Below are 7,815 nucleotides of genomic sequence, written 5' to 3'. Positions count from 1 at the left end.
TGTTCAAATGGCGATTCAGCGTTTAATTGGTTTTGGGAAAAAAGAAGAGTTTAAGGAAATTTTGGCAATTTTAAGAAAGCAGAATCCTGATAGGATAAGGGTTCTGTGAAATTTGTCGTGTACAGAGGAAAAAAATAAACAAGGTGCAGAATATTTAATTAATGCTGTGGCTGGAGTTGTAGGTGCTGGAGTAGGTAAAGGTGTCACTAAGGGGAAAGATGCTGATATTGAAATAAATCAAAAGCAATCTCTTGATGTGGGATGGGTTGATAATTATGGAAATCAAAAGAAAGTCACTGGAGATGGAACCGTGGCTAGAGATCATCAGCCGTCTAAAGCTGCATTATTAAAGAGAGCTGAAGACTTAAAGGAAGCGCCCTTAACTCAAGCAGAGAAAAATCGTATTATTAATGAAGGAATGAGTGTAACTGTACCAAATGAGGTGCATGCCGCAGGTCCAACCTATGCAGGAAAAAATAATAAAGGACTCATTGAAAATGATGCAAATGATTTACAAGCAGCACAAATTAGGGATTCTGAGGCAATGATAGATAATGCAAAAAAATTAACGCCTGAGTACGTTACAAAGTTGCAAGAAGCATGTACTACATTGAGCTGTAAAAATAATGCTGATTATGATAAATTTTTGAAAAATATTATGGATGAGGAGGCGAGAAAGAATGACAAATAAGTTTATTGATCATTTAATATCACTGTTGGGTAAGTCAAATATTGATGAAAAATTAGTTGATTTTTTTGTTAAAAATCAATTTGTGAAAAGTCAAGAGGAAATTAAATTACCAATTTATGATGAAGATGGTGATTTATTGGATGAGTATAATTTTTATATTAGTAAATATGATGAGGGATTGGGTTTTATATTTACTGATGAGTCTTTTTATTTAAATCAGGAGGACAAACCCATAACTGGTGAAAAAATATACTTAACGACTATATTTTTTTATAATGATGGTGTGGAAGGCTTTTCTCAATATAAACAAGAACTGCCATTTAATTTAAAATTTTCAATGAATAAAGCTGAAATTGAAAATATATTAGGAGTGCCATTATTTATTAAGAATGATGATGGCGTGGTTAGAAGCCAAAAATGGAAAATTGAAGATATTCCATTTACAATATATATTTCATATAACAATATAGGTGAGATTAGATATATTTCATTAAGTATTCCTTACTGATTTAGTTAAAGTCGTTCCTACCCTATTTTGAATAAAAAAGCGGTTCTTTATTTAAAATGGAGCTACATTAATAGTTTTTAAGGTAATCCTTCAATAAATAACCGAAGTTAAAAGTAGAGGTTAAGCAGCCATTAGAGGTGGCTTTCCTTTGTTAGCTTGATGTGGTCTTTCATGGTTGTAATGCCACAACCAGTTTGTTGCATAATCTTGTACTTCATCCAAAGTATCAAATAAATGCTTGCTCAGCCAACTATAACGTATGGTCCGATTATAGTGTTCAATATACGCATTCTGCTGTGGCTTACCCGGTTGAATATATTCAATACGAATACCGTGCTCAGTAGCCCAGCGCACAAATTCGTGACTGATAAATTCGGGACCTGAGATACCGTCTTGGTAGTCAATCAGGTTTTGAGATTATTCGACCACTAAATAATCTCTTCGATAGGCAGTCTGATGTTTTAAAACGCCATAACACAGATGTATAAGCTTGCGCATTGCAGCACCTAAAGCACACATTTTATTTTTACCCTGGCTTAATAATCGTTGATATAAAGCTTCAATGTGTGGATTATATTTAATCGCTGTTAATGCCGACATATACAATACTGAGCGTATTTTACTGTCACCTGCTTTTGATAAGTGACTTTGCTTGTTGACTGAACTGCCAGACAACTGATGTACTGGAACCAAACCTACATATGCAGCAGCTTGACTTGCTTTTTCAAACTTGTGCGAATGAAATAACCCCAACAGTAATAAGCCTGATCGTTCACCGATTGAAGGAATAGTTTGCAGTAATTTCAAATCCTGTTTCAATGTTGGATCTTGATCTATGTGATTATTTATTAACTTATCAATATGTTCAAGTTGCCGATTTAAATAGGCTTTGTTGCATAAACATTTTGCAAGGCACTGATTTTTAAAGGTTTGTGAAAATTTCAACCTAAGAATAAATTTAATAAAATCATATTCTTAGGTATTTGTGCAACAAAGCCGATCCGAATCGGAAGCCAAAAAGCTTTTGGGGCAGATTATTAGGACGGAAGTGAATTCATAGTAACTGTCCAAATGAAAGAAGAATCAGTGTCCTTTACGATAAGAATATGCAATTTATCTAAGAATTATATTGCTGAATAAGCTTTTAAGAATATAGGTTTGGGCAATAAAGCCTTTAAATTCTATTACTGAATAAACCCTAAGTGGCCGATTTGGAATAGGAATGAGTGGTAGGGTGCGAATAGGAATAGGTGGTAGGTTTATGCTGGAATATGCATTGAGTCCAATCCTTGATCGTGGAGACTATTGTATTAGAAACAATAGCAGACCTAAAAGGCTTTACTGGTATCCATTGATTATTCAATAACATTAAATAGAGCCGTGAGACGTTGAAAGGCTCACAGAGTGGGAGGTAAAGTATATCCTCATCTCTCGTAAAACAGCTGACGAAGTCCGAGATAGAATCATTGCGTCAAAAAAAACGTGATATTTGAGAACTAAAAAAGAAGTGGTACTCCTACTGGTTACTAAAATTAAAGTATATTGAATAATAAATTTATAAAACAATACTTTACAAATCTATATGATGCGTAGTGTACGCATCATACATAAAGCGTTCTATTTTGATATAATTGATCCAATCAACCCATTGTTAGGTTTCATTTAAATTCCATGAGTCTTACTGAAATTAAAGTTCGCCAAGCTCATTGTAAGGAAAAAACCAGTTTTTTATCCGATGAAGATGGGCTTAGCCTGAAGATTGAGCCGAGTGGAAGAAAATCTTGGTGCTATCGCTATACAGATCCACAAACTAAAAAACGTCGACGCATTCAGTTAGGTCGTTATCCTGATTTATCGCTGAAAAAGGCACGACAAGTCAGAGATGACTTTAAAGACAATGATTTCTGTTTTGAACAAGATACTGCCTCTAATGTCATCACCTTTGGTAAGGTCGGGGAGGAGTGGTTACAGTTCAAACTGAAAAATGCCTTCAACGATCTACCCCGCTGTGGTGTACTACAGTTAGCAGAAAGATGCTTACAGCAAGATATTTATCCAGACCTTCAGGATCTACCTTTTCAAAACATCAAGCGTTATGACCTGGTTTCAGTAATCAAAAAAATAGAGGGACGCCAAGTAAAAGAACCTGTCAAGAAAGCTTGTAGTTATTTGAACCAAATTTATGACTACGCTGTAGCGATGGGTTATTGTGAATTCAACATCGCGCATGGTTTAAATAAAATCGCCATTAACAGTAAAATCAAGAAAAATTATCCGTATTTGAAAGCGGAGGATATATCTGATTTTAAGTATAAATTACAAAAATTGGATGCCCATCCGATTATTAAAAAAGCACTGCTGTTCAAATTACATACTGGCGTGCGAGGGGCTGAATTGTTATTGGCTGAGCCTCATCATTTTGATTTAAATGAAAAAGTCTGGAAAATACCTGCCTTGCATATTAAACAGTTTCGACGAAAAGTCATATTAGGCCATGAGATTCCCGACTTCTTAGTTCCACTTTCAGATCAGGCTTTAGATATTTTAAAGGACGTCATGCAATGGTCATACGGTGAAAAGTACATTTTTGCTAGCCCACGGAAACATAATCAACCGATTCATTTTAATACATTAAATATGGCTATACGTAAGATGGGCTATGGAAAACATCAATTATCCTCTCATGGACTACGTTCCACTTTTAGTACCATTTTGAATGACTCAGGTTTGTTCCAGGATAACTGGATTGAGGCACAACTTTCACATATTGATAAGAACCGTACCCGTGCCAGCTATAATCACGCTGACTATTTAGCCCAGCGGACTGAAATGATGCAGTGGTGGGGTGATTATTTAAGTACTGCTAAGTGAAAATCGTACTTTTATACATAGACTTAAAACATTATGGGGTTTCAAATGGATAGTAAACAATATACTTGCCGTGTTACATGGTCAGCAGAATATAATGAGTATGTTGGGTTGTTCGAACCACAAGCACTAGCCATTTGTTGTAATTCAGCTTTAAGCGCCCTTAATTCTTTCATGCGTTTATTCACTAGTGCAAGTTGCTGATCAATTAATGCATTAACGCTAGAGCAGCTTTCTTCTGGCTTATTTTTTAATTCGATAAGACGTTTAATATCATTGAGTGATATATCTAGGCTGCGACAATGCTTTACGAATTCCAATTGTTTAAGTGCTTTGCTATCATACAGCCTGAAATTACCTTCTGAACGATTTGGATTTAACAGAAATCCTTCTCTTTCATAATATCTAATCGTTTGTATTGAACAGCCCGATTTTTTTGACAATTCGCCTATTTTCATCAATTTCCCCCAGACATTTGACTCTATAGTTACTATAGAGTCTATAGTATAAGTATGCAACGAAAAGGATATATAAAAAATGACTGAGAAATATTTAAACAATACGAATATCGTTAATTTTGAACACAAAGATATCCAATCCTTGATCGATCAACGTAGGTGGAAAAACTTGGATAACTTCAACAAAATTGGTGCCGCTTATCAGTTTGTAAAAGATGAGATTTTCTTTGGTTATAATGAAAGCGATGATATTGCAGCAAGCGATGTGCTAGCAGATGGTTATGGACAATGTAATACTAAGGGTAATCTGTTAATGGCACTATTGCGTGGACTAGGCATTCAATGCCGATTTCATGGGTTTACCATAGACCAGCAACTACAAAAAGGTGCTATCCCAAGCTATGTATTTTGGTTAGCACCTAAATACATCATTCATAGTTGGGTAGAAGTTTACTTTGAAGGGCGTTGGATAAACTTAGAGGGCTTTATATTGGATGAGCAATACTTAAGCTCTCTACAGGAGAAATTTGACCAAGTAAAAGATGATTTTTGTGGTTATGGTGTTGCAACAAAGTGCTTTTCATCACCAGATACAGATTGGCGTGGAGAAAATACCTATATTCAAAAAGAAGGTATTCATGATGACTTTGGGCTTTATGATTCCCCTGATGAGTTCTATCTCGAAAAAGGGACTAACTTGTCGGGGTTCAAACGCTGGATATATCAACGCTTGATACGTCACTTGATTAATATGAATGTATCAAAACTAAGAAATAGAAAAGTACTAGAGGTACAAAATGCACAACCATAATCATAGTCATCAACATGGTAAAGATGACCGTATTGGTTGGGCATTTTTCCTTAATGTGACATTCACTATTATCGAATTTATAGGTGGTTGGCTCACTAACAGTACGGCGATAATGGCAGATGCAGTTCACGATCTTGGTGATAGTCTTTCAATAGGTTTTGCGTGGATTTTAAGTCGTTTTTCAGATAAAGAAGCATCAGATAAGTTTAGTTATGGTTATCGTAGACTTACTCTCTTTGGCGCATTGATAAACAGTATTGTTTTAATCATTGGCTCAATTTGGATTTTATTTGAAGCAATTCCAAAGCTGTCCAATCCTGAAATGCCTGTAGTCGAGGGGATGTTAGGGCTAGCGATACTCGGCGTTGCCGTTAACGGATATGCTGTATTAAAATTAAAAGCGGGTGAAACATTAAATGAGAAAGTGCTGACATGGCACCTTCTTGAAGATGTACTTGGATGGGTTGCCGTTCTTATAGTCTCTATCGTACTGTTGTTCGCTGAACTGCCGATATTAGATCCCCTTTTATCAATAGGGTTCACGCTGTTCATCTTGTTTAATGTTTTCAAAAACCTGAAATCAACACTCGTTTTATTTCTTCAAGCTGCACCCGATAAAGAGACTCAAAAGCGTATTAAACTATCACTAATGGAATTTCCTGAAGTTAATGGTATCCACCACATGCACTTTTGGTCACTAGATGGTGAAAGTCACGTTTTAACAGCGCACCTTGAGCTGAGTGACAACTTTGACGTTAAAGAATTAATTAGGCTTAAACAAGAAGTTGCAGCTAAATTATCTTCCTATCATTTATCGCATACAACGATAGAGTTTGAGTTTTTAAATGAAAATTGTCGGGATGAAGCGCAGTAAGCTTTATCAATAAAATGTTGGGCATACAATATTAAAAGCAGCTTAATTAGGCATAACCTAGTAATTAAGCTGCTTTTTTTGATTTTAAATTTCGTCGGATTGCTGTTTGCTACTCTCAGAGCCATGCGCCCATTGATATAAAATAGGCAATACAAACAAAGTTAAAATTGTAGAAGATACAATACCGCCGATAACAACTGTTGCTAGTGGTCGTTGTACTTCTGCACCAATTCCAGTGTTTAACGCCATTGGAATAAAACCTAAACTTGCGACCAGTGCCGTCATTAAAATAGGTCTTAAACGAATGATGTGCTGAGTTTCCATCATTGTCTTGGCTTGATGCGGATCAGTCTAAAGCATTCTCAGGAATAGAGGAGCTCGTTGCTGATGTTGTCGCTGATATGATTAGCAATAATGAAAAAGTTCCTACACCACTCTCCGGGAAAATATAGTAGGCAGTTTGTTGTCCTTGTTCTCAGTGGTTCAACAAAAACTAGCCCTCGAAGCCGCAGAACGTGGCGTGGACATAAATTGTTTAGTATCAGTAAAAAGAGCGATGTAATTTTAGTACGAGTGAGTGATAGAGCAGGAACCTATGCTTCATATATTCAGTAAATGGTATGTTTTTGAATTAATAGGTATTTTTAAATAAAGCTTTCTTTGATTTAGTGCTTTTTATTTAATAAATTAATTTTAAAAACAACTTAGGCTAATTGATAAACACTATCTGGAAAGATTAAAAGAAAATATTTTTTAATTTCTGCTAATTCATTTAAGGCAGGTTCCCTTTCAAGCAGTTGAAATGTCCAAATAAGTACAGCCTGATGATTATCATAGCAAGTATTTACTCCAAGAAAATTAGCCATTCCATAACTTCTATTGATGTTCATTTCTTTAATTAATTGATTTCCTAAGTCACGAGCTTGCTGGCTGATCAATAACTCATTTGGTAACACGGCGGTCATCTCCACAAAATAATCTAATGCAGGTTCAATCCTTATATTTAAAAAGTTATAATTTAGTTGAAATGGATAAAATATACTTTCTATAAGTTGTAATAACCTGCTGTAGGTTAATTTTAGCAAAGTATTACTCAGTCAACAACTTCAAATAACCCACAGCAAGTTATTTTTTGTAAATTAATTTAAATATGATTACTTGTAAGTTATCTAGCCTCATGGGCGATAGAAAAATTTTAAAATTAAGTGAAGTGGTGCATGCAACAGGTATCAATCGCAACACGCTCACAAGTATGTATTATGACCGTGCTGTACGTATTGAATTACCAGTCGCCGATAAGTTGTGTAAGTACTTTAACTGTACGATGAATGATTTGTTTGAGTTTAAGGAAGAAGTTGAAGAAAAAGATTAACTTAATACTTCGTTTGATAAGTTTTTCGAAGAAAAAGACTAGCCAATACTTAGTTTGATAAGTTTTTCTCTGCAGATCTAATATTGAATTTTATAAAATATCATTACAAACAGAGGTGGTTCCACTTGTTTGAACAACTAAAAGCGTATTTATAAGTGATATTCCGCTCTAGTTAAGCCACCTTGTTTTGTTGGGGTAGCTGATCATAGTAAAACTCATTTGGTGTCATTTTG

General features: G+C 35.1%; 8 protein-coding genes and 5 pseudogenes. 8 read left to right on the top strand and 5 right to left on the bottom strand.

Annotated elements, in window-relative coordinates:
- The first annotated feature begins 112 nt into the window (after positions 1 to 112).
- Positions 113 to 691 (top strand): hypothetical protein, encoded by a 579-nt coding sequence (locus FTV28_RS13095; RefSeq protein WP_179990664.1) that lies wholly within the window; start codon positions 113 to 115, stop codon positions 689 to 691.
- Complete coding sequence (locus FTV28_RS13090) at positions 681 to 1,199, top strand: hypothetical protein (protein WP_154320120.1); 519 nt, start codon at positions 681 to 683, stop codon at positions 1,197 to 1,199. The genes FTV28_RS13095 and FTV28_RS13090 overlap by 11 nt, the downstream gene beginning before the upstream one ends.
- A gap of 120 nt (positions 1,200 to 1,319) precedes the next feature.
- Here FTV28_RS13090 and FTV28_RS13085 read toward each other — a convergent pair.
- Positions 1,320 to 1,583, bottom strand: a pseudogene (locus tag FTV28_RS13085) (integrase core domain-containing protein); the annotation flags it as partial.
- Between the two features lie 33 nt (positions 1,584 to 1,616).
- A pseudogene (locus tag FTV28_RS13080) lies at positions 1,617 to 2,084 on the bottom strand (transposase); the annotation flags it as partial.
- Positions 2,085 to 2,583: 499 nt separating this feature from the next.
- On the opposite strand from FTV28_RS13080, the pseudogene FTV28_RS13685 reads away from it, so the two are divergent.
- Both FTV28_RS13685 and FTV28_RS13075 read left to right on the top strand, forming a co-directional pair.
- Positions 2,584 to 2,685 (top strand): annotated as a pseudogene (locus FTV28_RS13685) (recombinase); the annotation flags it as partial.
- 185 nt (positions 2,686 to 2,870) lie between these two features.
- Positions 2,871 to 4,070 carry an integrase arm-type DNA-binding domain-containing protein gene (locus FTV28_RS13075; RefSeq protein WP_005245164.1) on the top strand — a complete coding sequence of 400 codons (1,200 nt, stop codon included), beginning with the start codon at positions 2,871 to 2,873 and terminating at the stop codon, positions 4,068 to 4,070.
- Between the two features lie 41 nt (positions 4,071 to 4,111).
- Here FTV28_RS13075 and FTV28_RS13070 read toward each other — a convergent pair whose 3' ends face one another.
- Positions 4,112 to 4,525, bottom strand: a complete 414-nt coding sequence (locus FTV28_RS13070; RefSeq protein ID WP_179989169.1) for a Cd(II)/Pb(II)-responsive transcriptional regulator — start codon at positions 4,523 to 4,525, stop codon at positions 4,112 to 4,114.
- A gap of 79 nt (positions 4,526 to 4,604) precedes the next feature.
- Between FTV28_RS13070 and FTV28_RS13065 the strand changes: the two genes are divergently transcribed.
- Together FTV28_RS13065 and FTV28_RS13060 are read left to right on the top strand one after the other, a co-directional pair.
- Positions 4,605 to 5,336 (top strand): transglutaminase family protein, encoded by a 732-nt coding sequence (locus FTV28_RS13065; RefSeq protein ID WP_005245162.1) that lies wholly within the window; start codon positions 4,605 to 4,607, stop codon positions 5,334 to 5,336.
- A complete protein-coding gene (locus FTV28_RS13060) occupies positions 5,323 to 6,210 on the top strand; it encodes a cation diffusion facilitator family transporter (protein WP_127800877.1) in 888 nt (295 codons plus the stop codon). The genes FTV28_RS13065 and FTV28_RS13060 overlap by 14 nt, the downstream gene beginning before the upstream one ends.
- An 84-nt stretch (positions 6,211 to 6,294) precedes the next feature.
- On the opposite strand, the pseudogene FTV28_RS13055 reads toward FTV28_RS13060, so the two are convergent.
- A pseudogene (locus FTV28_RS13055) lies at positions 6,295 to 6,513 on the bottom strand (efflux RND transporter permease subunit); the annotation flags it as partial.
- Between the two features lie 5 nt (positions 6,514 to 6,518).
- Here FTV28_RS13055 and FTV28_RS13050 point away from each other — a divergent pair.
- Positions 6,519 to 6,662 (top strand): annotated as a pseudogene (locus FTV28_RS13050) (antitoxin HicB); the annotation flags it as partial.
- 252 nt (positions 6,663 to 6,914) lie between these two features.
- Here FTV28_RS13050 and FTV28_RS13045 read toward each other — a convergent pair.
- The gene (locus tag FTV28_RS13045; protein ID WP_004658363.1) at positions 6,915 to 7,166 is read right to left on the bottom strand and encodes a hypothetical protein; all 252 of its coding nucleotides are present in this window, start codon (positions 7,164 to 7,166) and stop codon (positions 6,915 to 6,917) included.
- 194 nt (positions 7,167 to 7,360) lie between these two features.
- Here FTV28_RS13045 and FTV28_RS13040 point away from each other — a divergent pair, with 194 nt between their 5' ends.
- Positions 7,361 to 7,582 (top strand): helix-turn-helix transcriptional regulator, encoded by a 222-nt coding sequence (locus FTV28_RS13040; RefSeq protein ID WP_004658364.1) that lies wholly within the window; start codon positions 7,361 to 7,363, stop codon positions 7,580 to 7,582.
- The last annotated feature ends 233 nt before the right edge of the window (positions 7,583 to 7,815 follow it).

Origin of the sequence: Acinetobacter sp. YH12252 (assembly GCF_013417365.1) — a bacterium.
GTDB classification, from domain to species: Bacteria; Pseudomonadota; Gammaproteobacteria; order Pseudomonadales; family Moraxellaceae; genus Acinetobacter; species Acinetobacter towneri.
This window is presented reverse-complemented; position numbering and strand designations above follow the sequence as displayed.